This is a genomic window from Nonomuraea polychroma (genome assembly GCF_004011505.1).
Lineage (GTDB): Bacteria > Actinomycetota > Actinomycetes > Streptosporangiales > Streptosporangiaceae > Nonomuraea > Nonomuraea polychroma.
In genome coordinates, this window is sequence record NZ_SAUN01000001.1 from 8421675 (window position 1) to 8447367 (window position 25693).

The following is a 25693-nucleotide window of genomic DNA, read 5'->3' on the forward strand; positions in this document are numbered from 1 at the left end:
TGGGCGGCGGCGCCAGCCGAGCCGGACATGCAGACAGGTCAGGCGGGAACGGCGCGGGCGATGCAGATACGGGCCTGCAGCCGAGGGCCGGCTTCGTAGAACATGTACTCGATCCCGTCCTGGGTGCCGAACGACGGCGCGGCCACGCGGCCGTTGTCCGAGGCGATCGGGGAGTGGAGGACGCCGAGGTGGACCTCCTTGTCGAAGGCGTTGCCGACCTCGGTGATGCGCATGTTGCCGTCGTTGCCGTGGTACGCGACATACGTGGTGCCGTTGCGCTTGACCAGGGTCGGGCCGGAGATGTCGGTCACGCCGTCGGGTTCGGGGTTGACCAGCGGCTCCTGGCTGAACTGCCAGCCGTCCCAGCCGTTGGGGGACCAGCCGTAGAAGATGCGGCGGCCGTTCTTCACTCCCATGAAGACCATGACGTACTTGTTGCCGCGGCCAGGAAGGGAATGCTCGAAGACCCGGGCGTAGGAGGTCTCGGAGGTGCCGGACACCAGGTGCGTGCTCAGGATGGGGGTCTCGTCGGTGAAGGCGATGCCGTCGGTGGAGCGGGCCACGCGGGTGGTGAAGTTCTCGCCGTGGAAGTAGCAGAAGAACTGCCTGGTGGAGCCGTCCCAGGTGACGTGCGGCGAGGACACGTGGCTGACCGTGGTGGTGGGCAGGTGGTTGTCGATGATCGGGTTGCCGCTGTAGTCGCGGAACGGACCCTCCAAGGTGTCGCTGAAGGCCACGCAGATGCCGCCGGGGTTCTCATGAGGGGCGTAGTAGAGGTAGTAGCGCGAGCGCGGGTTGCTGAGCTTGTCGTACACCCCTCGGATGCAGGGGAAGATGAATTCCCCAGTGCGGTTGTAGTGCAGGGGAAGGGCGAGCGCGTCCCGCACGTATCGGAACACCGGCAGACCCGCCGGCTGGGCGGCGGCCCCGGCGGGGGCGGGCCGGGCGACGAGTCCGGCGGTGGTCGCGGCGCCCAGAGTCGCGGCGCCGGATAACACGCCGCGCCGGGTGAGCGGACGTGAGTCCCGGCCTGATTGATGGATGGTCAACATGCCTCCGATCCTGGTCGCGAAAGGCGATGGGGCACCGTGAGAGCCGGCAAGGCCTTCGACACACCGTCGCCCGTTGGCGTCACTGTACGTCGTCATGACCAGGGCAAGCCATACCGCTGCTAATACGAATTACCCAGCGATTATCTCTTGACGTCCCGTTATCTCCGGTCACACAATGACCGAACTAATACGCATTATCGACACGACGGGTGATACGCACTGTGACTGCTTCAGGGCGGCGGCTGACGCAGCAGGACATCGCGCGCATGGCTGGAGTGAGCCAGACGACGGTGTCCCTGGTGCTCAACGGAAGGGCCGAGGGCGAGGTGCGGATCTCGCCCGAAACCCGCGATCGGGTGCTTCAGGTGATCAGGGAGACCGGGTACGTGGCCGACCCCGCGGCGCGCCGGCTCGTCGAACGGCGCAACCGCATCTACGGCGTGTTCACCTACGAGGCTGTCTTCCCCGCGGAAAGCGCCGACTTCTACCACCCGTTCCTGGTCGGGATCGAGGAGTGCGCCGAGGAGGCGGGCTGCGACCTTCTGCTGTTCACCAGCGCCAAGGTGGAGCAGGGGGAGCGGCGGCGGATCTTCAGCGCGGAGAGCCGGATCAGGCTGGCCGACGGATGCGTCCTGCTCGGCCGGACGATCGACCGGGAGGATCTGTCCAGGCTGCTGTCCGAGGGCATTCCGTTCGTCTCGGTCGGCCGCCGCGACGACGCGGGCGGGCCGGTGCCGTACGTCGGAGCGGACTACCCGCCGGCGGTGCGCGCGCTGGTCGAGCGGGCTGCGGCGCTCGGGCACCGGCGGATGGCCTATGTCGGAGCGGGGCAGGGCCCGGAGTCCTACGCCGACCGGCTGCGTGGTTTCACCGAAGGCGTGGCCGCGACCGGTGTCGAAGGGCTGCACCTGACCACCGCGGACGGGCTCTTCGACTGTGGCGCCACCGTGGTCTTCGCCGAGGAGTTGGCCGACGGCGTGGCCATCGCCGAGGCCGCCAAGGTCCGCGGGCTGGACGTGCCGCGCGACCTGTCCATCGTCGCGCTGGGCGCGCCCACCAGGCCGGTGTCGACCGACATCGACTTCGCCGGGTTCCGCATCCCCCGGCGGGAGATGGGCCGCAGGGCCGTCGAGCTGCTCACCCGGGTGCTGGAACGCGGCGGCATCCCGCAGGAACTGCTGGTGTGCGAGCTGGTCGAGGGATCGACGCTGGCACCCGTACATGAGGAGAGGTAACCCCCCACGTGGTTGAGATATCGGCAGACGCGCTCGTCGTCGGCGGCGGGCTGGGCGGCGTGGCCGCCGCGCTGGCCCTGCTGCGGGCCGGGCGATCGGTGGTGCTCACCGAGGAGTACGAATGGCTGGGCGGCCAGCTCACCAGCCAGGCGGTGCCGCCGGACGAGCACACCTGGGTGGAGCGGTTCGGCGTCACGGCCAGCTACCGCGCGCTGCGCGACGGCATCCGGCGCTACTACCGCGACCACTACCCGCTGACCGAGCGGGCGCGGGCGTGGCGGGAGCTGAACCCGGGCGCCGGGCACGTCAGCAAGTTATGCCATGAGCCCAGGGTCGCGGTCGCGGTCATCGAGGCCATGCTGGCCCCGTACCGGGGGTCGGGCAGGCTGCGCGTGCTCCAGCCGTACCGGCCGGTCGGGGCCGAGGTGGACGGCGATCGCGTCACGGCCGTGCGGCTAGCGCACCGCGACGGGGGCGATGAGGTCATCGCGGTGGCGCCGTACGTGCTGGACGCCACCGAGACCGGCGAGTTGCTGCCGCTGACCGGGGCCGAGTACGTGACCGGGTTCGAGTCGCAGGGCGACACCGGCGAGCCGAGCGCCCCGGCGACGGCGCAGCCGATGAACATGCAGGCCGTGTCCGTGTGCTTCGCGATCGACCACGTGGACGGCGACCACACCGTCGACAAGCCCGCCTCGTACGACTTCTGGCGCGCCTACCAGCCGCCCTTCTGGGGCGACCGGCTGCTGTCGTGGCGCTGCCCGAACCCGCGGACGCTGGAGATCGTGGAGCGTTCCTTCACCCCGAACCCGGGTGACGACCCCCGCCTGGTGGAGGCTGATCAGCGGGTCAACCCGGGCGACGGCAACCTGTGGACGTTCCGCAGGATCGCCGCCCGTGACAACTTCCTGCCCAGCGCGTACGACAGCGACATCGCGCTGGTCAACTGGCCGATGATCGACTACCTGGAGGGGCCGGTCATCGACGTGCCGGACGCCGATCGGCACCTGGCGGCGGCCCGTGAGCTGTCGATGTCGGTGCTGTACTGGCTGCAGACCGAGGCCCCTCGCCACGACGGCGGCACCGGCTACCCCGGCCTGCGGCTGCGCGGCGACGTCACCGGCGGCGCCGACGGGCTCGCCCAGGCCCCCTACATCCGCGAGTCCCGGCGCGTCCGGGCCCTGACCACCGTCACCGAACAGGACCTGTCCGTGGCGGTACGCGGCGATAAGGGCGCCGTCTCCTATCACGACTCCGTGGGCGTGGGCATGTACCGCATCGACCTGCACCCGTCGACCGGCGGCGACAACTACATCGACGTCGCCTGCTCCCCGTTCGAGATCCCTCTCGGGGCACTGATCCCGCAGCGGATGAGCAACCTGCTGCCCGCCTGCAAGAACATCGGCACCACCCACATCACCAACGGCGCCTACCGCCTGCACCCGGTGGAGTGGAACGTCGGCGAGGCGGCCGGCGCGCTCGCCGCCTTTTGCCTGGACCGCGCCACCACGCCGCACGCCGTGCGCGCGGACGGCCGGCTCCTGGCCGACTACCAGCACCGGCTCGTCCGCGACGGCGTGGAGCTGCGCTGGCCCGACGTCACCGGCTACTGACGCCAGAAGGAGAACCCCCCATGAAAGCATCCGGGAAGCTGGCGGCCCTCACGCTGACCGCCCTCCTCACGGTCACCGCCTGCGGCGGCGGCGGCGACGCCGCGCCTGCCGCGCAGGGCCCGCAGCCGCTGCGCATGTCGATCTGGACCTCCAACGAGGCCCACCTGAAGCTGTTCAACGAGATCGCCGCCGAATACCGCAAGTCCCACCCGCAGGTCGGCGAGATCACCTTCGACCCGATCCCGTTCGAGAACTACACCACCACGCTGACCACGCAGATCGCCGGCGGCAACGCCCCCGACCTGGCATGGATCCTCGAGAACTCCGCCCCCGACTTCGTCGGCTCCGGCGCCCTCGTCCCGCTCAAGAGCAAGGTCGAGAACGCCGGCGAGCTGGTCCCCGCCGCCACCCGGCTGTGGGAGCGCGACGGCGAGCTGTACGCCTACCCGTTCTCCACCTCGCCCTTCGGCGTCTTCGTCAACACCGACCTGGTCAAGGCCGCGGGCCAGAAAACGCCGCGCGAGCTGATCAAGGCCGGCCAGTGGGACTGGGAGCACGCCAACGAGATCAACAAGGCCGTGGCGGCGAAGGGCAAGAACGGCCTGACCATCCTCAACTTCGACTACAAGGCCTGGGACAACCTCGCCACCGTCTGGCAGGGCTGGGGTGCCAAGGCGTGGAGCGACGACGGCAGCACGTGCCAGTTCAACGCGCCCGAGATGGTCGAAGCCATGACGTTCATGCACAAGGCGATCTTCACCGACAAATCCATGCCGGGGCCGGGCACCGCCGTCGACTTCTTCTCCGGCGACACCGCGATGGCCGTTGCCCAGATCTCCCGCGCAGCCATGCTGGAGGACGCGACGTTCAAGTGGGACCTGGTGCCGCTGCCCGCTGGGCCGAAGGGCGAGTACGCGGTCATCGGCCAGGCCGGGATCGGCGTGCTGAAGAAGTCGCCGAGGGCCGAGCAGGCCACCGACTTCCTCGCCTACTTCACCAACGTGGCCAACTCGGCCAAGCTCGCCGCGTACTTCCCGCCCGCGCGCAGCTCTCTGCTGACAGCCGACACCATGGCCAAGACCAGCCCCATGCTGAACGGCGATCAGCTCCAGGAAGTGGTGATCGACGGCATCGAGAAGGGTGTGGTCAAGCCCAGCCATAAGGGGCAGGCCGAGCTCGCTCAGACCGCCAGGGCCGCACTCGACCCGCTGTGGAAGCCGGATGCCGACGTCAAGGCGGTGCTGGACGGCGTGTGCGCGAAGATCCAGCCGCTGCTGGGCGGATGACGTGACGGTGACGGATCTCGGCAACCGGGTGGCCGAGCGCGCCGCCACCCGGCCCCGCCACTTCTGGACCATCCCCCGGCGCGACGCCCTCGTCGGTTACCTGATGATCTCGCCGCAGCTCGCCGGAAGCGCGCTGTTCGTCCTGCTGCCGCTCGGCCTGGTCGTCTACTACAGCCTCCAGGAGTGGAACGTGCTGGCGGGCACGTTCGAGTTCGTCGGGGGCGACAACTACGCCAAGCTGCTCGCCGACCCGAACATGGGACAGGTGCTGACCAGCACCGCGTTCTTCTCGGTCGGCCTGGTCGTGCTCAACCTCACCCTCGCCCTCACTCTGGCCATCCTGCTCGACCAGCGGCTGCGCGGCACCACGTTCTTCCGCACGCTGTTCTTCTCGCCGGTGCTGGTGTCGCTGGTCGCCTGGACCATCGTCTGGCAGTTCCTGCTCCAGCAGGACGGCGGCGTCAACGGCCTGCTCGGCGTGGCGGGCGTGGACGGCCCCAACTGGCTGCGCGGCGAGACCACCGCCCTGCTGTCGGTCGTCGTCGTCCAGGTCGTCAAGAACGTGGGGCTCAACATGGTCCTGTTCCTGGCCGCGCTCCAAGGCGTGCCGCGCCAGCTGTACGAGGCGGCGCAGCTCGACGGCGCCGGCGCCTGGACCCGGTTCCTGCGCATCACGGTGCCTCTGATCAGCCCGACGATCCTGCTCACCTCGATCATCACCGTGGTCGGGTCGCTGCAGGTGTTCGCCCAGATCGCCGTGCTCACCCAGGGCGGACCCGGTATGTCCACCACCGTCCTCGTCTACTACCTGTACCAGCAGGCCTTCCAGTTCCGGCACCTCGGCTACGGCGCCACCCTGTCGGTCCTGCTGTTCCTGATCGTCGCGGCGCTGACGCTGCTGCAGTGGCGGCTGCGCCGGAGGTGGGTCTTCCATGAGTCGTAGGGTCAAGCTCGCGTTGTACGCGCTGCTGTGCGTGTTGTGCGTGCCGTTCGTCTTCCCGACCTGGTGGATGGTCACCTCGTCGGTCAAGCCGATCAGCGACATCTTCGCGTTTCCGCCCTCGCTGGTGCCCTCCAGGTTCGACTTCTCCACCTACGGCCGGGTCTTCGAGTTGCAGCCGTTCGGGCAGCAGTACCTCAACAGTCTCTACATCGCCGCGGTGGTGACCGTCGGCACGATGGCGGTGGCCGCGATGGCCGGCTACGCCTTCGCCCGCATCCGCTTCCCCGGCCAGAACGTGCTCTTCCTGGTCGTGCTCGTCGGCCTGCTGATCCCCAGCGAGGTGACGATCGTCCCGCTGTTCCAGATGTTCCACACGGCGGGGACGACCGACACGCACTGGCCGCTGATCCTGGTGCCGATCCTGGGCGCGCCCGGCGTGCTGGCGACGTTCATCATGCGGCAGTTCTTCATCACGCTGCCCGGCGAGCTGGAGGAGGCCGCCAGGGTCGACGGGCTCGGCCGCTTCGGCACCTTCTGCCGGGTGGCGTTGCCGCTGGCCAGGCCCGCGCTCGGCGCCGTCGCCATCTTCACGTTCCTGCACTCGTGGAACCTCTATCTCGAACCGATCGTGTTCCTGTCGACCCCGTCGAAGTTCACCCTGCCGCAGGCGCTCACCCAGTTCGTCGACGCCTACGGCTCGCCCCTGTGGAACGTGCAGCTGTCCGCCGCCACGATGACCGCCCTGCCCATCCTGGTCGTCTTCGTGCTGGCCCAGCGGCAGTTCATCGAGGGGCTCGCGCACACCGGTCTGAAAGGCTGACCATGCTCTCCCGCCGCACCTTGCTCCGCGCCACCGCCCTGCTCCCGGTGGCCGCCCCCGTGCTCTTCCCCGGCACCGCATCCGCCGAAGTCCCCGACCTGGCGCCGCTGCCCACCCTGAACCGCGCCTTGTTCGCCCCCCACGAGCAGCGCTTCGCGCCGTACCTGGCCACCCTCGCGCCCATGGTCAACGACATGGACGACAGCGGTTTCTTCGCCGGCGGCTGGTGGCGTACGCCGTCGGCGTCGTACAACGCCCGCGTGCAGGAGCACGTCTTCACGCTGGCCTGGTTCTACGCCAACGCCCGCCCGTGGAACCCGTACGCCGGGGACGCGAGCCTGCTGGCCGCGCTCGACGCGGCGCTCGGCCACTACCTGTCGCTCCAGCACTCCGACGGTTCCTTCCCCGAGTACAGCCGCAACGAGCACGGCCTGGCCCCCACCGGGTTCGGCATCGGCTACCTGGCCAAGACCCTGCGGATCCTGCGCTCGGCCGGAGTGCTGCCCGCCCGGCAGGCCCAGCTCACCGCCGCGTTGCGTACGGCCATGACCTGGTTCCTGAACCCCGCCAACCGCACCGTCTGGCAGGAACCCCTCTACTTCGCCAACCAGACCGCCTCCGGCCTGGCCGGGGCCGCGCTCGCGCTCAAGCTCGACCCCGACCCCACGCTGGCCACGGGCCTGACCGAGGCGTTCGCCCGGATCGCCGCGACCGGCGTGAGCCCCGTCGGCTTCTTCTACGAGGAGCGCGGCCACGACATGAACTACAACTTCGAGGTCATGCTCCCCGAACTGGCCGACGCCTACCACCACAACCCGGACCCGAACCTGGTGGACATGGCCCGCGCCTTCACCGGCTTCCTGGCCTACAACCTGCTGCGCGAGCCCGACGGCGCCGGATACATGGTCAACGTCGCCCCCTCCACCCGCACCAGCACCCGCTGGTACGACGAGGTCCGGCCCGATCCCGACAGGACCGCGCTCAACTGGACGTTCACCCACCAGGTGCCGCTGCTGTCGGCGTTCATGACCGCCCGCGAGGACCTGGCCGAGGCGCGCGCCGCCTGGGCCGCTTCCACCGAGCCGGTGACGCCGCTCGCCAAGCAGGACACCTCGCCGCGCATCCTCACCCACGGCCTCTACGACGAGCGGTTCCCCAGCAGACAGCAGCGAGCCGACGCCATCGCGGACCTGCCCTACCTGCGCTCCGACAACTTCGTCGAACTGCGCAGGGACAGCGGACAGGACTTCCTGTACGTCCGCAAGCCCGGCCTGTACCTGGGCGGCTACTTCGGCCGCCGCGCCTCCCGCAGCCGCACCGGCCTGACCTTCCTGTGGCACCCCGAAGCCGGCACGATCATCTGCGGGCTCAACGACAACAACCACGCCTGCTGGTCCACCGTCTTCCCCGGCCAGGCGCCCGACTCCAACGGCCCCCTGCCCGCCACCTACTTCCACGGCGCCCCCGGTGGCAGCGAGTGGGCGGGCGGTCAGGCCCCCGCCGCCTTCGGCATCCGCTACGGCAACGCGAACGTCACCACGGACGTCCTCGTCGCCCGCCGGACGATCCGGCGCACCGTCACGGCGAACGCCGCCGCCACCGAGCAGATCCCTCTCGTCCTCCACCCCACGGACGTCCTCACCTTCACCGACGGCACACAGGCGGCGTTCGGCGGCTCGACCAGCGCCACCGCCGACGGCTTCGACCTCCGCCGGGGCGGCACCACGATCCGCTTCCGCTGGGGCACCCCGCTGCAGGCGATCCTGGCGGCCGGCACCGTGCGCTACTTCCGCGACGGCGCCCGCCGCTTCCACGCCCTCCGCATCCCTCACCAAGGCACGTTCGACCTCACGGTCATCATGGGATGACGCGGGCCGGGATCAGGGTCCGGACAACCGGTCCTGGAGCGTGACATCTGAGCGGCAACGCACTGATCAGGGGCACCTATGATGGGTCGACTTTGAGGCGATCGAGGAGGGCCCATGCGTGCCGCCCTGGCCTGGGCCGTGTTCGGGCTGGCCTGCGTGCTGATCATCCTGGGCGGCTCCTCGGGCGAGCACCTGGAGGACGTGGCGATCGCGCTCGGGTTCGTCCCTCTGGGGGCGTACCTCGTTGCGCGGCGGCAGGGCGGCGTGGTCGGCCCGCTGTGCCTGCTGGCGGTGTTCAGTGCCGTCGCGTACGCGGCGGAGGCACATCCTGCCGCGTGGGCGGTCTGGGTCGCCCGGTGGGTCTGGGCGCCGCCGCTGCTCGTGGTGTGCACCGTGCTGCTGCTCCACGTCCCCGACGGTGAGCTGCCGGGCCGGCGCTGGCGTCCCGTCGTGTACGTCAGCGCGGTCGCGACGGCTGTGTTCACCCTGCTGGTGGCCTTCGCCCCGGAGGAGGGCAACCCGCTGGGCCTGGGGGCGCTGCGGCCCGTCATGGGGGCGTTGGCGCCGGTCCTGGTGGTGCTGGTGCTGATCGCGGCGGCTTGCGCGGTGGGGCTCATCGTCCGGACGGTCCGCGCGCGGGGGCAGCGGCGGTTGCAGCTCCTGTGGATCTGCGTCGGTGCGGTGTGTTTCGTGGCGAGCGTGTTCGCCCCGTCGGTGGTGCCGCCGTACGTGCTGCCGCTGACGCTGGCGGGGATGTTCGCGTTGCCGGTGAGCATCGCCGTGGCCATGCTCAGGCACGATCTCTACCAGACCGGGCCGCTGCTGCGCCGCTTCCTCACGTACGGCCTGCTCGCCGCTCTCATGGTGGGGCTGTACGCCGCCGTACTCGCGGGGGCGAGCGCCCTGCTGGACGCAGGGCCCAGTGCGGCCGTGGCCGCCGGCGCCGTCGCGATCGCGGTGGAGCCGGTGCGCCGGTGGCTGGCCAGAGCGGCGGGGCGGATGTTGTACGGCGGACACGGCGATCCCCTTGAGATCCAGTCGCGGCTGGCCGGCAGGCTGGCCGAGGCCTCGGCGCCCGGCGAGATCCTGGCCGTGGTCGCGGACGCGGCGGCCGAGGCGCTGCGCACGCCGTACACGCGAGTCCGCCTCGGCCCGGAACAGGAGCCGCTGAAGAGCGTGGAACGCGGGCAGCCGGCGCAGATCACCATGTCGGTGCCGCTACGTTTCCAGGGCGAGGAGCTGGGCCGGTTGGACGTGGCAGGAGGCGACGACGTGCGGGCGCTGGAGCAGATCGCGCTCCAGGCGGGCGCCGCGCTGGCCGCCGCGCACCGGGCGGCCGCGCTGCAGCACTCCCGGCTGCAGCTGGTCACCACGCGGGAGGAGGAGCGCAGGCGGATCACCAGGGACCTGCACGACGGGCTGGGCCCCGTGCTGGCCGGGATCGGCTTCACCGCTGACGCCGCGCGTAACGCGTTGGAGCAGGACCCGCGGCGGGCGCTCACGCTGATCGGCGAGATCCGCGCCCAGGTGGGCGAGGCGGGCCAGTCGGTACGCCACCTGGTCAGAGGGCTGCGTCCGCCCGAGCTGGCGCAGCTCGGCATCGTCAAGGCCGTGGAGCAGACCGCGCTGGGGCTGCGCATGGAGGTGTCGATCGACGCCGACGGTGTTGCGGAACTGGGCGCGGCCGTGGAAGTGGCGGCATACCACGTCGTTCGTGAGGCGCTCACCAATGCGGCGCGGCACGCCTCCGCCGCCCATTGCGCGGTACGGCTCCGCCGTTGCGGCGGCACGCTGGAGATCGAGGTGGCCGACGACGGCACGGGCATCCCCGAACGGACCGGTCCCGGCATCGGTCTGACGTCGATGCGCGAACGAGTCGAGGAACTCGACGGCGCCTTCTCCATCGGCGCCGGCCCGCGAGGCGGCACTGTCGTCAGGGCTGTCATCCCTGTTCAGGAGAGAGAGGACTGGTGAGCATCCGGCTACTCATCGCCGACGACCACCCGCTGGTCAGGGACGGTCTGCGCGCGCTGATGTCGACGGTGGACGGTGTGGAGGTCGTCGCCGTGGCCGAGGACGGGGCGCGGGCGCTCGTGGCGGTACGCGAGCATGCCCCCGACGTGGTGCTGATGGACATCGCGATGCCCGTGATGGACGGGATCGAGGCCACCCGCCGGCTGGCCGCCGAGCCGTCTGCCCCCTTCGTGGTGATGCTGACCATGTCGGATGACGACCTGTCGCTGCTGGCCGCCGTACGCGCGGGCGCTCGCGGCTACCTGCTGAAGGACGCGAGCCAGGAGGACGTGGTGGCCGCCGTGAGGGCGGCCGCGCGGGGGCAGGCGGTGTTCGGTGCGGGAGTCGCCGAGGCGGTGATCGGGCTGCTGCACGCGCCGCCCAGGACCTCGCCGCGGCCGTTCCCCGAGCTCACGGACCGGGAGTACGAGATGCTCGGCCTGATCCGCGATGGGCTGGGAAATCACGCGATCGCGGCGCGCCTGGGCGTCAGCCCGAAGACGGTGGCCAACACGGTCTCGGCGATCCTGGCCAAGCTGGGGCTGCCGGACCGGGCGGCGGCGGTGGCGACCGCTCGCCGTGCGATCCCGGGCTGACGGGACGGCAGCCCGGCGCAACGGGAACGAACGCTCTGCTGGACGGGAACGCGCCGGCAGCACTCTGGGGTCGCAACGAACGACTTCCTTCTGAGTTTCTGAGAGGAAACCCCATGCTTCCCACGCGTGCTGTCGCACCGCTGACCGCCGCCGCCGCGGCGCTGACGCTCGGCGTCACCCAGCTGGCCACGGGACACCAGAACATCCCGTTCGTCACGTTCGCCGACTACTTGATCGAGGGCTCATACGCGCTCTACCTGGTCGCGGCGGTGTTCGCCGTGCTTGACCTGCGAGCCGCCCACACGGGGCCCGGCGGCTGGGGGCGGCTCGGCGACATGGGCGCCGGCCTCTACGCCCTGGGCCACGCGCTGCTCGCGGTGCCCGTCGTCGTGACTTTCGTTCGCGGGGACAATCCGCCGGAGGTGCTGTTCACCCTGTTCACGCCGGGGCTGGTCGCTTGGCTGCTCGGGCTCGTGCTGATGGCCGTCGGAGCGTTCAAGGGCAGGCGGATCCCGCGCGCCGTCGCGGTCGCCCTGCCTGCCACGCTGCCGCTGACCCTGGCGCTGGGCGATCCCGGGGTGCTGGTGGAGGTGGTCACCTGGGCGGTGCTGGCCGCGTTCCTGCTGAGGCAGATGCGCGCGGCGGAGCCTGCGGCCCCGCACGCCACGGACTGGCAGCACCACAGCTGACCACGTCTGGTTCTGTGGTCGCTCGACGGGACGGATGCGGCGTTGCTCGCTCAGATGCCGATGAGCCGGACACGGTCGCCGCACAGCCGGGCCATGTCGTCGACATCGGAGGTCAGCATGGCCACCGGACCTCGCTGGCGCAGCGCCACCTCGGCGACCGTCGCGTCGATCGCGTATTTGTGACCGTGCAGACCTGCGGCCTGGAGCATACTCGCGGCCACCCTCGCCGCCACTTCGGACACCGGCTCAACCTTGACGCGGGAGAGCACCCACTGAAGCCGAGGCATGCTCACCCGCGCGTGGCTGACTTCCACGATGGTGTTGGCGCCGATGACGAGATCGGCACCCATGGTATGGAACACCTGGAACATCGCGAGAATCTTGCGGTCCTGCGCGATCCAGGCGGAGAGCCCCTGGGAATCCAGGACGACGGTTTCGACGTGTGCGATCACGCCGCACCCGCCGAACCCCCGGGATCCGCCGCCCCGAAGATCCTGGAACGAGCCTGAGCCAGCTCCTCCTCGGTGAACTCCCCGTGCTCCTCCTGGTGACGCAGCAGGTCGGCGCCGAGGAGTTGGTGCCGCAGCTGGCGTGCCACCGCCTCTGCGACATAGGCGGAGACGTTGTCAGTGAGCTTCCTGAGTTCGGCGACCTGGTCACTCGGCAGTGTCACCGTGATACGTGTCGTATCCGCCATGAAGCAAGCATACTCCGGTATGCACGTCGGTGCTGCTCCAGCCGTAGCGCCGCCGAGCTCAGTCTGCATGGCTAGGCTCCGGTTGGGCCGTACTCCCATGCGACGGTGGCTCTCAAGAGGAGGCGCAGAGTGTGTCGCCCAGCTGAGAGCGTTCATAGAAGACCTCGCGACCGCTGCGGCGGCGCGTGATCAGGCCGCTGCGTCGCAGCACCGCCAGGTGCTGGCTGACCGCGCCGGGCGCCATGGCCAGCCGCCGCGCGAGGATGGTCGTCGTGGCCGCGTCGCTGAGAGTGACGAGGATCCGGGCTCGGGTCCTTCCGATGAGGGCGTCCAGCGCATCGGGGGTGGGCACGGCCCCCTGCGACCAGATCGTGCCGACGCCGGGCACGGGATAGACCAGGTTCGGCTGGTACGGCTCGGCCATCACGGTCGTGTCCGGCCAGTGGAAGACGCTCGGGATCAGGATCATGCCGTCGCCGCTGATCGGCCCGCTGCGCCGCCACGCACGGGTCCGCACGCGAAGGCGGCCCTCGGTCCAGGTGATGTTCTCGTGCAGGTCGTTGAACATCGACCCGGCGCCGTCACGTGCCAGCTGCCGGGAACGGCGCAGCACCTCCGACTCGAACAGCCCGCGGATCTGCGGCCAGAACCTGTCCATCGCCGCGTCCCAGTAGAGACGCAGCTCGGCGACCGCCCGGTCGACACCGGCCGCCGGGTCGTCGAGGAACTCCCGCACGACCGGGCTGTCGGCGCCGGGAAGCCGCCGGGCCTCGGAGGCTGCCTCGTCCAGGCCGGTCGCGCCGATCAGGTCCAGTTCGGCGGCGATGTCCGGCAACGGGGTGGCGGGCGGGGGCGTCAGGAAGTCGGCGAAGTACGGGCCGAGCGGGACCAGCGCGAACAGCAGCCGCAGATCCAGCCCGGCGAGCCGGGGACGGACCGCCCGGATCCACGGCAGGTGCATCGCCTGCCGGCTGGGGTCCTGCAGCACGCGCAGGCTCGCGACCGCCTCCGACACCGGCGAGAAGGCGAACCTCACCCTGGCGAGGTCGACAGAGGTGAAGTCGAACTCGGCGAACGAGGATGACGAGGATTCAGCCACGGATTAAACATTTAGGGGTTCCAGGTCCCCGGGTCAACCATGAACGCCATGGCAGTCCTCACCTCGCGGCCTTCCCCGGCACCCCCGGGCCCGCTGTCGTTGCCGCGCCCGTTCTGGATGCTCTGGCTCGGCACCGTCATCAACCGCACCGGCGCGATCGTGCAGCCGTTCCTGTCGGTGTACCTGGTCCAGGTCCAGGGCTTCACGCTCACGCAGGCCGGGGCCGTCATGACGGCCTTCGGCGCCGGCTCGCTGCTGTCCCATGTGCTCGCCGGCTGGCTGGCCGACCGGCTCGGCCGCCGGGTCACGCTCACCGGCGGCATGCTCGCCGCCTCCGCCGCGATGGTCGGCCTCGGCGCCGCGAGCGGGTTCCCCGTCGTGGCGGCGACCGCGTTCCTGCTCGGGCTGACCATCGAGTCGTACCGTCCGGCCTCGCAGGCGATGGTGGCCGACCTCGTCCCGTACGCGCTGCGCCCGCGGGCGTACGGGCTGCTCTTCTGGGCGGTGAACCTCGGCTATTCCGTCGCGATGGTCGTGGGCGGCCGGCTCGCCGATCAGGGCACGCACGCGATCTTCGGCGTGAACGCGGCCGTCGCGGTGGCCTTCGCCGCCGTGGTGTGGCGTACCGTGCCGGAGTCCCGCCCCAGCGCCGGACCCACGCCGGCCGCGGGCCTGCGAGCGGTACGGCGGGACCGGCTGATGCTCGCCGTCTGCGCCGTGACCATGGCCTACGGCGTGCTGTACGCCCAGGCGTTCACCACCCTTCCGCTGGCCATGGCCGAGCAGGGCATCAGCCGTACACACTTCGGCCTGGCCATGGCGCTCAACGGCATCCTGATCATCGCCGTTCAGCCGCTGGCCGGAGCGTGGCTGGCGCGGCGGGATCCCTGCCGCGTCCTGGCCTCCGGCACCGCACTCGTGGCGGCGGGTTTCGCACTCACCGCGCTCGTGCACGACGTGCGCGGGCTCGCGCTCACGGTGGCGATCTGGACCGCCGGGGAGATCATCATCGCGGGCACAGGGCCCACGATCGTGGCGGCACTCGCACCCGCGGAACGGCAGGGCACCTACGCCGGCGTCTCCGGCATGAGCTGGGCGGCGGGCGCGGTCGTCGCGCCGGTGCTCGGCACCGCGCTGCTCCCGCTGGGGCCGGAGGTGTTGTGGAGCGTCATCGGCCTCGTCGGTACTCTCTCGGCCGTGGGCGCGCTCCTCATCGCGGGCCCGATCCGCAGGCGCACCATGTCCGGCGCCGGTCAACGTATTTCCGCACCTCAAGACTTGGAGCAGCCATGTCGGCCTTCGTACTGATCCATGCTTTCGGATCGGGGCCCCGCGCCTGGCAACCCCAGATCGACGCCCTCGGCGCCGAGCATCGGGTCATCGCCCCCGAACTGCCCGGCCACGGCGACACTCCCGGCCCACTGACCCTTGACCGCGCCACCGCCGCCATCAGTGAGGTGATCAACGAGCAGCCCGAGCCCGTGCATCTGGTCGGCATCTCCGGCGGCGGCACCATCGCCCTGCTGACGGCACTGGCCGTCCAAAAACGGCTGGCCGGGCTGATCGTCTCCGGAGCCTCCGCCAGGCCGTCCAGTGCGGACGCGGTGCAGCGGGCCATCATGGGGCTGCTGCCCGCCGACGTGCTCGTCGGGATGTTCAAGGGCATGTATTCGGGCGGCCGCCCTGAGTGCGTGGCCACCGCCGTGGACGACCTGCGCCGGGCCGGCAAGCAGACCCTGCTGGCCGGGCTGCGCGAGCTGGGCGGCCTCGACCTGCTGCCCCGGCTGGGCGAGATCGGCGTGCCGACCCTGGTGCTGAGCGGCGAGAAGGACAGGCCCAACATCGCCCACGCCAGGCGGATCGCCGCCGCCGTCCCCGGCGCGGAGCTGCGCCTGGTGCCCGACGCCGGCCACCTGTGGAACCTCGAGCACCCGGGGCTGTTCTCCCGCACCCTCACGGACTTCGCGGCCGGTCTCACGTGATCATCGCCCTCGCGCGTCCGGCGCGGGGACTCTAGCGGCGGCGTCATGCGGTCGAGTGCGCCTCCTGCGCCGGCTTCGGCCAAGGGGCCCCCGCCCTTTCGAGGGTGGGGGGCTTCTTCGTGTTGTACGGCTACTTGCAGTTGGTCCAGTCGCCGGCGCTTCCCCATGAGCAGGTGTCGATCTTCTTGAGGTCGGAGCCCCGGTAGATGCCCGCGTTGTCCCCAGTGTTGTTCCACACGTACCACTTGCGCTGCCAGAACAGGGTGGTGGAGGAGTTCGTGCCCTGGCCCGACCGGACGGTCACTGACTTGCCTGGCTTGAGAGTGAAACGCGGGAAGGTGAAGCGGTACCCGGTCTTGTCGCGGAGGATCCAGCGCTCCATCTGAATGCTCTTGCTTGTGGTGTTCTTCAACACCACGTACTCGCCGTTCAGGGATGTGTTGCCGCCTCGGTCACTGCCGGGGGAGTCGAAGTAGACCTTCGTGAACATGACCACCGGCGTGGCGGCGGCCTGCGCGGGCGCGGCGAGTAGTGAGGCGAGCAGGGCGGCCCCGGCAGCAGCGGCGGGGACGAGGCGTTTGAGCACGTAGATCTCCTGTGGAGCCAAAGGCGTGGAATGTCAGGAGATGAGACGACCTGTACCGAGATCAGGTTGTCGCGGAGACACTGTCCCTGTGGACACAGATGCCTCACCAGCGGCCCTCGGCGTCACGCGGGCCGGCTGTCGCGTCATCGAACGCCGGATCAGCCACACCCCCGAATCCGGGCAGGTGGCGCCGGGCGGAGGCATCTAACTAGCGCCTTGACCGTTGTCTACCTCCATACTGGATGTCGTGCTTGGGCGGCTCGATGAGCAGCGGGAGATCGATCGTGTGCTCGGCCGTGCGGAGGCCGGTCGTAGCGGGGCCCTGTTCGTCACAGGCGACGCGGGCATCGGCAAGTCGGCGCTGCTCGACTACGCGGAGTCCCAGGCAACCGGTTGGCGGGTGCTGCGCACGCGCGGAGTGGAGTCGGAGGCGGCCATCCCGTTCGGCGCGCTCCAGGTGCTGATCCGCCCGGTGCTGAGTCAGGTCGGGAAGCTTCCCACCGGGCAGGCGATCGCGTTACGCAGTGCCTGCGGGTTGGCCACGTCGGCGATCTGCGACCGGTTCCTCGTCGGCCTGGCCGCGCTGACCTTGCTGTCGGAGCTGGGTGACGAGCCGGTCCTGTGCTTGATCGACGACACGCAGTGGATGGATCGTACGTCGCTGGACGCGTTGACGTTCGCGGCCAGGCGGCTGCATGCCGAGGGCATCGCCATGATCTTCGCCGGTCGCGGCGGCGGGCCCGCGTACGGCATCGCGGAGCTGGCGTTGGACGGGCTCGGCGAAGACGCGGCGGCCGCGCTGCTGGGCGAGAACCTGCCGCCCCAGGTACGCCGCAGGATCATCGCCGAGGCGCAGGGCAACCCCCTGGCTCTGCTGGAGTTGTCGGCGCAGCTCACGCCGCGGCAGCGGGAGGGCCGATTAGGCGCGTTGCCGTCCTACGTGGACGCCGGGGCGCCGACCCGCAGGGTCCAGCGGGCCTTCCACGAGCAGATCGCCGCGCTTCCCGAGGCCACCCAGACCGCGCTGCTGGTCGTCGCCGCCGATGACACCGGGGAGCTGGCCGTGTTGCTGCGCGCGGCGAAGCAGCTCGGCTGCGAGGCGGCGGACCTGGCGGCGGCCGAGCGCGCCACCATGATCCACGTGACGGCCGACGGCGTGGTGAGCTTCCGGCATCCCCTGATCCGCAGCGCCGCCTATCACGCCGCTCCCTACTTCCGCCGCCAGGCCGCGCACCTCGCGCTGGCCGAGGCTCTCGACGACAGCCACACCGATCGGCGGGCCTGGCACCGGGCGGCCGGCAGGCCGGCGCCCGACGAGCAGGTCAGCCAAGAGCTGGCGGGCGTGGCCGTACGGGCTCAGCTTCAGCAAGATGCGGCGGCTGCCTCCGCCGCGTTCGAGCGGGCCGCGGAGTTCACCGCGGTGCCCGGCCGGCGTACCGAACTGTTGTTGTCCGCCGCCGAGCAGGCCATGCACGCCGGGCAGCTCCCCCGGGTGGAACGTATGGCCGCGCGTGTCGAGGAGTCGGCGGACCCGGCGCGGCTGGCCCGGGTCAGCGCCTGGACCTCTGGCGAACGCGGCCATCCGAGTCACGCGGCCCGCCGTCTGGTCGAGGGGGCGCGCCATGTGGCCGACCCGGAGGTGGCCGGGCAGCTGCTGTGCGACGCGATCCGCGCCGCCTCCGTCGGTGGTTCCGCGGCGATCGCTCGGGAGGCCGAGGCCGGGCTGCGGGCTCTCGCGCTGCCGCCCGCCTCCGAGATGCTGCGGGTCCAGGCGCGTGGCATGGCCACGGTCACCCGGCTCATCGAGGGCGACCCGGTCACGGACCTGGCCGACCTGCGTACGGCGGCCGTGCGGCTCGCCGCCGGCCCGGACATGCTGCCGCTCGCCACGTCGCTGAGCCTGATGGCCGGGGATGAGCGTACGGCCCGCGACCTGGCCACGCGGTTCGTGGCCCGCTGCCGTGACGGCGGGTGGATCGGCGTGCTGCCGGACGCGCTGGCGTTGCTGGCCCAGGCCCAGATGCTCTGTGGCCAGCACGCGGAAGCGGCCGCGGCGGCGCAGGAGGCGCTGGCCGTCTCGGGTGACACCCAGCAGCAGCACCGGGCCGGGCAGATCAGCGGTGTGCTGGCGTGGCTGGCCGCCGTGCGCGGTGATGCCACGTCCTGTCTCGATCTTGCCGTACGGGCGAGCCGGGATGTGCCTTCCGTGCAGGCGATCGCCGCGTGGGCCGTCGGCCTCCATCACCTGGCCGCCTGCCATTGGGAGCAGGCCCGCGTGCATCTCATGGAGGTGTCGGCCAAACACGCCGTCGTGGGGTTGTTCGCGGCGCCTGACCTGGTGGAGGCGGCCGTCCGGAGCGGGCAGTCCGCCGAGAAGTCGGCGGGCGGGTTCGAGGACTGGGCCGCGGCGGTGAATCGGCCGTGGGCGGCGTCCGTCGCCGCCCGCCTCAAGGCCATCACGGCCAACCGCCCCCTCCACTTCGAGGAGGCGCTCGGCTTCGCGGCGGATCAGCCGTTCCAGACGGCGCGTACGCGCCTGCTCTATGGCGAGTGGCTCAGGCGAGAACGCCGCCGCGGCGACGCCCGCCGGCAGCTACGGATGGCTCTGGAACTGTTCGACCAGGTCGGGGCCGGCGCGTGGCGGGCGCGGGCGAGCGCGGAACTGGAGGCCACCGGTGTCGCGGCTCCGTTGGCCGGAGGGCGGCGGGCGGAGCTCCTCACCGGGCAGGAACGGCAGGTCGCGCTGCTGGCAGCCGCCGGGTTGTCGAACCGGCAGATCGGCTCGCGGCTGTTCCTCAGCCCGCGGACGGTCGGTCATCATCTGTCGAACGCGTTCCGGAAGCTCGGGATCGGCTCACGCGAGGAGCTGGCCGGCGTGATGACGGATATGGCACCCCAGTAGCGCACGCGGATCTAGGTCATGCCGGCGGATACGGGCATGATCGTCTGCGAAGTACGGTGCAGCCACCCCACCGAATGGAGTGCGCATGCACAAGTTACGCAGACTCGGCATTGCCCTCATTCTCGCCATCTCCGTCGTGGCCGTCACCGGACAACCCGCGCACGCCGCCCCCGGCAGAGCCGACGGGAAACGTATCACCCTGCTGGTCCACGGCTTCGATCGGGAGGCCGACGTCAACTGCGCCGGCGGCTGGAAGTCCGCCAAGGATCTGCTGACCGCCAACGGCTGGACCAATGTCTACACCTTCGGCTACTACACCGGCGCCACCAACTGCGACGTCAAGGTCGACGGCACCACCGACACCCGTATCCAGGAAGTCGGTCGCCAACTCGCCTGGACGGTTTATTACTACTGGTCCGGCCGCGGTGTCGGGATCGACATCATGGCCCACTCGATGGGCGGGCTCGTCTCCCGGGCCGCGATCGAGGGAGTGCGCAGGTATGGTGCCGCCGTGTCCGCCACCGACCTGCCCCAGCTGGCCTCGCTCGCCGATGTGGGCACTGCCGCGTGGCCCAGCGGCTGGCCGCCGTACCTGTACATCGAGGACATCGTCACCCTCGGCACCCCGCACAAGGGGATCAGCGGCGTGCTGGAGGCGTGTGCGCTCACGCACGAGCAGTGCAGCGACATGCGGGAGGGCAGCGGCTTCCTGTCGTGGCTCGGCGGGCTGAAGTCGTCGGAGATGGGCACCGACTACACGTTGCTCGGCTCGGGCTATGACGACACGGTCTCCGGGGAGTCGGCGGTGAAGGGCTGGGACAGCGACGTCAGCCATGCCGCCGTCTACTACAAGGCCTCCGACGGTGACACCATCACCCACACCGAGATGCGTACCGAGAAGGCCACGGCGTTCGACGCCGTGTGGCGCAACCTGGACGACCGCGGCAGCGGCTACTACAACCCGCCGCTCGTCCAGGGCATGTACGGCCTCTACAACCACATGCTTTACTAGCGCGGCCCGTACGGCCGGCCGGGACGCGCCCCGCCCCGGCCGGTCGGCTCTCCATGGCGGGCCGACTCGCGTTCGGGCAAGATCATGACCATGGTTTCTCAGGTGCAGAACGTGGCCATCGACTGTGCTGACGCCTACGAGCTCGTTCTGCGTCCTGCGCGGCGAATCCGATCACGCCAGGACGGACATCTGACATGGAGCCGCCGGTCAGGGGCGAGGAGTCTGTGCCTGGCCCCGCAGGTGGGCGGCGATCTTCTGCGCGCATACCAGGGCCTCGGTATGTGTGGTGTCCACCTCCAGGTCGTAGATCACGCCCTGGTGAGCCACCTCCGCCTGCAACGCCGCCATGCCCTGGACCCGATCCCCCCGGGCGATCTCGCGGCCTGCCGCGACCGTGCTCTCGCACCGGACACCGACCCACAGCACGTCCAGACCGGCAAGAACCTTCTGCCACCGCTCCTGGGACGCTGCTCCACCGAGGAAGACGTCATCCACGATCATCCGAGCGCCCGCACGGGCCATTGCGGCGACGCCCTCCATCCACGCGTCTCCCAGCCTCCGGAACTCCGGACCGACGATCACCCCGCCATCAGGCGCGAACTGGATCCCCGCGTCTGACCCCTCCATGGACGCGGGCATCATCTCGATGAACGAGTCGACGCCGACGGCAAGCCACGGATCCGGCAGGACGGCCTGCAGACAGCGGGCGATGCCCGACTTTCCCGAGCTGGAGCCGCCGTTCAGAACGATCACTTGAGCCACCGCACCACACTAGAGGCCGTGCCCAAGCCCGGGAAAATGCTTTTCTTCTGGCGTCGCCCTGCCGTCTTCGGAGGTGCCTGGCCGCCGGAGACAGTCCTATTCGACGCGCTCGGCGTTGGAGTCGTAGCCGCCCTCACCCGGGTAGACCCAGGCTCCGGTGAGGCGGCGGCCGTCGGGGCTGAAGGTGGTGCCCTCGAAGTAGGCGGGCGAACCCCGCTCACCCGCCCAGATGGTGAGGGTGTCGCCCTCGAGTTCATAGGTGTAGTCGAGGGTGCTGCCGTCGTCGCCGTAGTAGCGGGATTTGATGTCGGCGCTGGGCTCGGCCATCAGCGTCCGTTCCCGGCCGATGATCTCGAAGCCGTGCGTGTCGCCCAGCTGGACGTCCTGCTGGAGGAAGAAGTCGTTCAGCCAGCGGTAGGTCACGGTTCCGTCGTGCCCTCCGCTGATCTTCCAGGTGCCGACGAGCCTGTCCAGGGCCTGCAGTGCTGGGTCTTTGGTCATCGCCGTCTCCTTCAGGGTGAGTGGTTGTCTCTACAGACCGCCGCCAGCGGGAAAACTCATCGGTCCTCAAGGCAGCGCGGAAAATCGTCCTCTCAGGAGGGTCGGGCCTGCAGCGCTGCGGCGAGCGTGCCCAGCACCGCCCGGCTCAGCTCGTACGGGTCCGCGCCCTCGTTCTGGTCGGCCAGCGGGCCGTCGCGCCACAGCACCGCCAGCCCGTGCACTGCCGCCCAGCCCAGCACGACCAGGTGCAGCGTGTCCAGCCGGGTGCTAGCGTCCACCGCAATCCCCAGGTCGCCGTCGTCCCCAGCACCTCCCGCGGCACCCCGCGAGGAGCCGATCTGCCGGCCCTGGCCGAGGACGTCGGGCAGAAGGTCCCCGCGGCGGTCCATGCGGCTTTCCTCCGCCGCCACGGCATCCTGCAACGCCTCCGCGACTTCCTGGTCGGACGCCGCCGCATCACGCCTACCTCCCTGAGAATCACCGCGACCCGAGGCTGACTGAGCCGGCCTGCCGGCGAGACTGCGTGCCAATCGTGCAAGGCGGCGCGGATCAGGTCGCGGAACTCGTCGTCAGGGATGGCGGCGGCATCCTCCGGACGCAGCCAGAGCCGGCGAGTTACGCCAACGCGTGTTGACACCGACGGGAGGGCGTTTTACGTTATGCCTACAGACGTTGACCAACATGCGTTGACCTTCACGCAAGGAGGCCATCATGGCCGAAATGTCGCCCAGCGCCCCGCACACCACCGACGTGCTGGTCGTAGGAGCCGGCCCCACCGGGCTGCTGCTCGCCGGGGACCTCGCGGAGGCAGGTCTGTCCGTGACCCTTCTCGAGGCCCGTCCGCACAAGATCAGCAACCTGTCCCGCGCCTTGGTCGTGCACGCCCGCGCCCTGGAACAGTTCGACGCCCGCGGGATCGCGGACGAGGTCGTCAAGATGGGACATCCCATCGACCGGCTGGCCCTGTTCGAGCGGCTTCAACTCGACCCCTCCCGCCTGCCGAGCCGCTACCCGTACGTCCTGTTCATTCCGCAGTACGAAGTGGAGCGCGTGCTGGAGCGCCGCGCGCGCGACGCCGGGGTCACCTTCGTCTACGACGCCAAGGTCGTCGGCGTGGACCAGGACACCAACGGTGTCACGGCCCGCGCGGTCGCCGGCAGGGACGCCGACCCGGACGGCCCGCACTCCACGTACCGCGCCTCCTACCTGGTCGGGACCGACGGCGTGCACAGCACCATCCGGCACGCGATCGGCCTGCCCTTCCCCGGCCAATCGATCCTCAGCTCGCTGATCCTGGCCGACCTCAAGCTCGACCGGGCACCGGACCGGCCCTTCACCGTCAATGCCGTCCCCGACGGGTTCGCGCTGCTCACCGAGATGGGCGACAACACCTACCGGCTCACCGGCTGGAACCGGCACCACCAACTGCCCGACGACGCGCCGTTGGACGTCGAGGAGATCAAGGAGTTGCTGCGACTCAACTTCGGCACCGACTACGGCATCACCGACGTCCGCTGGAAGTCCCGCTTCCACAGCGACGAGCGGCAGGCGCCCGCCTACCGCGTCGGCCGCGTCTTCCTGGCCGGTGACGCCGCGCACGTGCACTCCCCCGCAGGCGCCATGGGCATGAACACCGGACTGCAGGACGCCGCCAACCTGAGCTGGAAACTGGTGGCGGTGCTGCGGGACGGGGCCGATGACCGGCTGCTGGACACCTACCAAGCCGAACGGCACGCCGTCGGCAAGCTCGTGCTGCGGATGAGCGGGACGCTGGTGCGCACGGCGCTGCTGCACGGGCCCGCCGCCCGGCTGCTGCGCGCCGCGGCCGGAACCATCCTCAGCAACGTCCGCCCGCTGGCCGACAAGGCGGCCGCCATGATCTCCGGCATCGGCATCGCCTACCGGACTCCGCGCGGCGCCCACAAGCTCACTGGACGACGCGCCCCCGACGTGCGGCTGGCCGAGGGACGGCTGAACAAGCTGCAGCGCGGCGGCAAGTTCGTACTGATCACACCCGCCGGGCAGGAGGCCGACGCGGCCCTTCCCGACCACGTCGTACGCGCCCACTGGACCAGCGACCGCCGTCGCACCACAGCGCTCGTCCGTCCCGACGGCTACTTCTGCTGGGCGACGGAGAAGCCGGACGACGCGGCAGCTCTCCGAGCCGCGCTGACCACTTGGGCGGGCCCCCTCTCCCAGCGGGTGTGATCCCTGCACTACGTGAACGAGGACATGTCTCCTGGCGAGGTCGGCACGGGCACGGGCCGGGGCCGTTCACAGGTGCTCGCGATCGTCACCGCCGCCCCCGAGTGCGCCGACGCCAGCAGCGACTCCATGACGTCGAGCACGTGGAAGGCCAGCGACCCGCCCGCACGCGGCTCATGACCCGCCGGGGTCGCGGCGAAGTCGGCCAGGCCCACGCCGCGCCCGGCCTCGAGGTAGCCGGCCGACACGGGAAGGTCGCGCCAGCCCTCTTCTCCGATCCTCGACACCTGGACGGGGCCGTCGAAGTGGTTCGGGTTGGGGACGACGAGCGAGCCCTGCTCGCCGTGCACCTCGATGTGCGGCGCCCTGGTGGCGGCCGCGTCGAAGCTCATCACCAGCGTGGACAGTGCCCCCGAGGCGTGCATGAGCACTCCGGTGACGTGGGTGTCGACGGTGACCGGGATCTCCTCGCCGCGACGCGGGCCCGAGCCGATGGTGCGCTTGGCGCGTGTGCGGTTGGCGGCGCCGATGACCGCCGTCACCGGTCCGAGCATGGTCACCAGGCTCGTGATGTAGTAGGGGCCCATGTCCAGGAGCGGGCCGCCGCCGGGGACGTAGTAGAAGTCGGGGTTGGGGTGCCAGCGCTCGTGACCGGGGGTCATCATCGTCGCGGTCGCCGCGACGGGTCTGCCGATCAGGCCGTCGTCGATGGCCTTGCGGGCGGTCTGCGTTCCTGTCCCTAACACCGTGTCCGGCGCGCAGCCCACCCGTATCCGGGCGTCCTGGGCCGCCCGCAGGATGCGCTCGGCGTCCGCGGCCGTCGCCGCGAGGGGCTTCTCGCAATAGACGTGCTTGCCCGCGGCGATCGCGGCGAGCGCGACCTCGGCGTGGGCGGCGGGAACGGTGAGGTTCAGTACGACGTCGACGCGCGGATCCGCCATCAGCTCCGTCACGGTCAGCACATCGACGCCCGTGTAGGGGCGCACCGCCTCCCGGGCCCGGTCAAGGTCCAGGTCCGCCACCGCCACCAGCCGCACCTGCGGCAGCCGGTCGATGGTCTGGAAATACTGGGCCGAGATGGCGCCGCATCCGACGACGCCCACGTTCATCGGCTGGCCCACAACATTCCTCTCTCGATGATCGTGCGTACGCTGTCGTTCCGCAGAACGTCCAGGCTGTGCCCAGGGGTGGTGACGAAGATCCGGCCGCTGCCCCAGCGGCGGGTCCAGATCGCCGGCGAGGTGACCTCCCGGTGCCACGGGTCCCACGGGCGGACCTTCTGCGTCGTCGTCGCCAGCACGTCGATGTAGTCGTCCGTCAGCACCCAGTACTGCTCGGTGACCAGGTCGAAGTCCCCGATGCCCGCGGTGATGGGGTGGTCGCTCGCCGCGGGCAGCATGTTCACGGTGTACGGCACGAAGTTGTCGGCCTGCGAGCCCTCCCGCTCGGCCGGGTCCTTGCCCGGATGGCAGGCGAACTGTCCGCCGATGAGGTGCAGGTAGTCGGAGGAGTTGCGGAAGGAGTCGGCGATGCCGCCGTGCCAGCCGGCCATTCCCGTGCCGGCCCGGATCGCGGCCTCCAGCCCGCGCAGCTCCTCCCCCTCGATCGTGCCCATGGTGTAGCACTGCACGATGAGATCGATGTCCGACATGAACGCGGAGTCCGCGTACGGTGCCGGGGAGTCGGCCCGGTGCACCTCGTACCCGTTCTTTTCGAGGAAGGGAACGAAGAGGTCGGTGGCCTCCACCGGGGCGTGCCCTTCCCAGCCGCCCCGCACCACGAGAGCCTTACGGCCCTGGTCGCCTGTCATACTTTCGCCTATCCCTCAGGAG

At 70.4% G+C, this 25693-nt stretch carries 24 protein-coding genes; 14 read left to right on the forward strand and 10 right to left on the reverse strand.

Translation table 11 applies throughout. The annotated features are described in order from the left end of the window. Positions 1-38 precede the first annotated feature (38 nt). Positions 39-1052, reverse strand: coding sequence for a glycoside hydrolase family protein (locus EDD27_RS57190; RefSeq protein WP_127936768.1), 1014 nt, complete (start codon positions 1050-1052; stop codon positions 39-41). A 221-nt stretch (positions 1053-1273) separates the two neighbouring features. On the opposite strand from EDD27_RS57190, the gene EDD27_RS38530 reads away from it, so the two are divergent. From EDD27_RS38530 to EDD27_RS38570, 9 genes are all read left to right on the forward strand, one after another. Beyond that, the gene (locus EDD27_RS38530) at positions 1274-2287 is read left to right on the forward strand and encodes a LacI family DNA-binding transcriptional regulator (protein WP_127936769.1); all 1014 of its coding nucleotides are present in this window, start codon (positions 1274-1276) and stop codon (positions 2285-2287) included. Positions 2288-2295: 8 nt separating this feature from the next. Then, positions 2296-3900 carry an FAD-dependent oxidoreductase gene (locus EDD27_RS38535; protein ID WP_206641842.1) on the forward strand — a complete coding sequence of 535 codons (1605 nt, stop codon included), beginning with the start codon at positions 2296-2298 and terminating at the stop codon, positions 3898-3900. A gap of 20 nt (positions 3901-3920) precedes the next feature. Then, on the forward strand, positions 3921-5186 hold the full coding sequence (locus tag EDD27_RS38540; protein ID WP_127936770.1) for an ABC transporter substrate-binding protein: 1266 nt from the start codon (positions 3921-3923) through the stop codon (positions 5184-5186). 1 nt (position 5187) lies between these two features. Continuing rightward, the gene (locus EDD27_RS38545; RefSeq protein ID WP_206641843.1) at positions 5188-6129 is read left to right on the forward strand and encodes a carbohydrate ABC transporter permease; all 942 of its coding nucleotides are present in this window, start codon (positions 5188-5190) and stop codon (positions 6127-6129) included. Continuing rightward, the gene (locus tag EDD27_RS38550; protein ID WP_127936772.1) at positions 6119-6949 is read left to right on the forward strand and encodes a carbohydrate ABC transporter permease; all 831 of its coding nucleotides are present in this window, start codon (positions 6119-6121) and stop codon (positions 6947-6949) included. Before EDD27_RS38545 ends, EDD27_RS38550 begins: the two co-directional genes overlap by 11 nt. Before the next feature lie 2 nt (positions 6950-6951). Further along, positions 6952-8817, forward strand: a complete 1866-nt coding sequence (locus EDD27_RS38555) for a hypothetical protein (RefSeq protein WP_127936773.1) — start codon at positions 6952-6954, stop codon at positions 8815-8817. Positions 8818-10023: 1206 nt separating this feature from the next. Further along, complete coding sequence (locus tag EDD27_RS58990; protein ID WP_241564896.1) at positions 10024-10791, forward strand: sensor histidine kinase; 768 nt, start codon at positions 10024-10026, stop codon at positions 10789-10791. Next, a complete protein-coding gene (locus EDD27_RS38565; protein WP_241564483.1) occupies positions 10788-11426 on the forward strand; it encodes a response regulator in 639 nt (212 codons plus the stop codon). Before EDD27_RS58990 ends, EDD27_RS38565 begins: the two co-directional genes overlap by 4 nt. A 113-nt stretch (positions 11427-11539) precedes the next feature. Then, complete coding sequence (locus EDD27_RS38570; RefSeq protein ID WP_127936775.1) at positions 11540-12115, forward strand: hypothetical protein; 576 nt, start codon at positions 11540-11542, stop codon at positions 12113-12115. 50 nt (positions 12116-12165) lie between these two features. On the opposite strand, the gene EDD27_RS38575 is transcribed toward EDD27_RS38570, so the two are convergent. The 3 genes from EDD27_RS38575 to EDD27_RS38585 all read right to left on the reverse strand — a co-directional run bounded on the left by EDD27_RS38575 (position 12166) and on the right by EDD27_RS38585 (position 13911). Continuing rightward, a complete protein-coding gene (locus EDD27_RS38575) occupies positions 12166-12567 on the reverse strand; it encodes a DNA-binding protein (RefSeq protein WP_127936776.1) in 402 nt (133 codons plus the stop codon). Continuing rightward, a complete protein-coding gene (locus EDD27_RS38580; RefSeq protein WP_127936777.1) occupies positions 12564-12812 on the reverse strand; it encodes a type II toxin-antitoxin system CcdA family antitoxin in 249 nt (82 codons plus the stop codon). Before EDD27_RS38580 ends, EDD27_RS38575 begins: the two co-directional genes overlap by 4 nt. Before the next feature lie 112 nt (positions 12813-12924). Continuing rightward, positions 12925-13911, reverse strand: a complete 987-nt coding sequence (locus tag EDD27_RS38585; RefSeq protein ID WP_127936778.1) for an ArsR/SmtB family transcription factor — start codon at positions 13909-13911, stop codon at positions 12925-12927. Positions 13912-13959: 48 nt separating this feature from the next. On the opposite strand from EDD27_RS38585, the gene EDD27_RS38590 reads away from it, so the two are divergent. After that, positions 13960-15219, forward strand: a complete 1260-nt coding sequence (locus tag EDD27_RS38590) for an MDR family MFS transporter (protein WP_241564484.1) — start codon at positions 13960-13962, stop codon at positions 15217-15219. Then, positions 15201-15893: an alpha/beta fold hydrolase gene (locus EDD27_RS38595; RefSeq protein WP_127936780.1), complete on the forward strand. Its 693-nt coding sequence runs from the start codon at positions 15201-15203 to the stop codon at positions 15891-15893. Before EDD27_RS38590 ends, EDD27_RS38595 begins: the two co-directional genes overlap by 19 nt. Before the next feature lie 130 nt (positions 15894-16023). Here the strand turns inward: EDD27_RS38595 and EDD27_RS38600 are convergent, their stop codons facing one another. Further along, positions 16024-16479, reverse strand: a complete 456-nt coding sequence (locus tag EDD27_RS38600; RefSeq protein WP_206641844.1) for a lamin tail domain-containing protein — start codon at positions 16477-16479, stop codon at positions 16024-16026. Positions 16480-16726: 247 nt separating this feature from the next. On the opposite strand from EDD27_RS38600, the gene EDD27_RS38605 reads away from it, so the two are divergent. Then, the gene (locus EDD27_RS38605; RefSeq protein ID WP_164903984.1) at positions 16727-19381 is read left to right on the forward strand and encodes an AAA family ATPase; all 2655 of its coding nucleotides are present in this window, start codon (positions 16727-16729) and stop codon (positions 19379-19381) included. Positions 19382-19466: 85 nt separating this feature from the next. Further along, on the forward strand, positions 19467-20393 hold the full coding sequence (locus tag EDD27_RS38610; RefSeq protein WP_127936782.1) for an esterase/lipase family protein: 927 nt from the start codon (positions 19467-19469) through the stop codon (positions 20391-20393). Positions 20394-20600: 207 nt separating this feature from the next. On the opposite strand, the gene cpt is transcribed toward EDD27_RS38610, so the two are convergent. The 3 genes from cpt to EDD27_RS38625 form a co-directional block, all read right to left on the reverse strand. Further along, on the reverse strand, positions 20601-21146 hold the full coding sequence (gene cpt, locus EDD27_RS38615; protein WP_127941244.1) for a chloramphenicol phosphotransferase CPT: 546 nt from the start codon (positions 21144-21146) through the stop codon (positions 20601-20603). Between the two features lie 105 nt (positions 21147-21251). Then, positions 21252-21656, reverse strand: a complete 405-nt coding sequence (locus EDD27_RS38620) for a hypothetical protein (RefSeq protein WP_127936783.1) — start codon at positions 21654-21656, stop codon at positions 21252-21254. A gap of 92 nt (positions 21657-21748) precedes the next feature. Continuing rightward, on the reverse strand, positions 21749-22045 hold the full coding sequence (locus tag EDD27_RS38625; protein WP_127936784.1) for a WHG domain-containing protein: 297 nt from the start codon (positions 22043-22045) through the stop codon (positions 21749-21751). A 322-nt stretch (positions 22046-22367) separates the two neighbouring features. Here EDD27_RS38625 and EDD27_RS38630 point away from each other — a divergent pair, with 322 nt between their 5' ends. Continuing rightward, positions 22368-23864 (forward strand): FAD-dependent monooxygenase, encoded by a 1497-nt coding sequence (locus EDD27_RS38630; RefSeq protein WP_241564485.1) that lies wholly within the window; start codon positions 22368-22370, stop codon positions 23862-23864. A gap of 8 nt (positions 23865-23872) precedes the next feature. On the opposite strand, the gene EDD27_RS38635 is transcribed toward EDD27_RS38630, so the two are convergent. Both EDD27_RS38635 and EDD27_RS38640 read right to left on the reverse strand, forming a co-directional pair. Then, a complete protein-coding gene (locus EDD27_RS38635; protein WP_206641845.1) occupies positions 23873-24982 on the reverse strand; it encodes a Gfo/Idh/MocA family protein in 1110 nt (369 codons plus the stop codon). Continuing rightward, positions 24967-25671, reverse strand: a complete 705-nt coding sequence (locus EDD27_RS38640; protein ID WP_127936785.1) for a ThuA domain-containing protein — start codon at positions 25669-25671, stop codon at positions 24967-24969. The genes EDD27_RS38635 and EDD27_RS38640 overlap by 16 nt, the downstream gene beginning before the upstream one ends. Positions 25672-25693: the final 22 nt, after the last annotated feature.